This is a genomic window from Brevinematales bacterium (assembly GCA_026415355.1).
Classification (GTDB): Bacteria; Spirochaetota; Brevinematia; order DTOW01; family DTOW01; genus SKYB106.
On the sequence record JAOAHF010000057.1, the window covers coordinates 1 to 908 of the forward strand.

The following is a 908-nucleotide window of genomic DNA, read 5'->3' on the forward strand; positions in this document are numbered from 1 at the left end:
GTTCATGATTGGCTTACTAATATGGGAGGAGCTGAAAGAGTATTAATTAGTTTGAAAGAAGTGTTTTCAGATGCACCTATATATACTTCGATATATAATCCTGAAAATTTAGATGATTCACTAAAAAACGCTAAGGTAATTACATCATTTGTAAATAAATTTAAAGACGCACAAAAAAAGCATCAGAAATATTTTCCTATTATGCCTATGGCTTTTGAAAGTTTTAATTTTAATGAATTTGATATTGTAATTAGTAGCAGTTCTTCTTGTGCCAAAGGAATAATAACTAAACCTGATACAGTTCATATCTGTTATTGCCATACTCCAATGAGATATGCTTGGGAATTTTATTATGAATATTATGAGAAAGAGAATCTAAGCTTAGTAAAGAAGAAACTTTTGAAATATTTTATGTCATATATGAGGATTTGGGATAGAGTATCTGCAGATAGGGTTGATTATTTTATTGCTAATTCAAAAAACGTTGCTAAGAGGATTTGGAAACATTATAGAAGAGATAGCGTTGTCATTTATCCACCTGTTAGGACAGATTATTTTAAAATTAGTGATATAGATGAAGAATATTTTTTAATTGTATCAAGATTAGTTGCTTATAAAAGAATAGATTTAGCAATTGAAACTTTTAACAAATTAAAATTACCCTTAGTTATAATAGGAGACGGACCAGAAAAAGAAAAATTAAAAAGAATAGCTAACAAAAACATAAAGTTTTTGGGACGGCAGCCGGATGAAGTTGTAAAAGAATATTATTCAAAATGTAGAGCATTAATTTTCCCGGGTGAAGAGGATTTTGGAATTACGCCTGTGGAGGCACAGGCAAGTGGAAGACCAGTTATTGCCTTTGGGAAAGGTGGTGCGTTGGAAACAGTTATTGATGGTGTTACAGG

General features: G+C 30.7%; 1 protein-coding gene. It reads left to right on the top strand.

Annotated elements, in window-relative coordinates:
• Positions 1-21: 21 nt before the first annotated feature.
• Positions 22-908 (top strand): glycosyltransferase (locus N2712_08030; GenBank protein MCX8029925.1); only part of this gene is annotated, 887 nt, incomplete at its 3' end.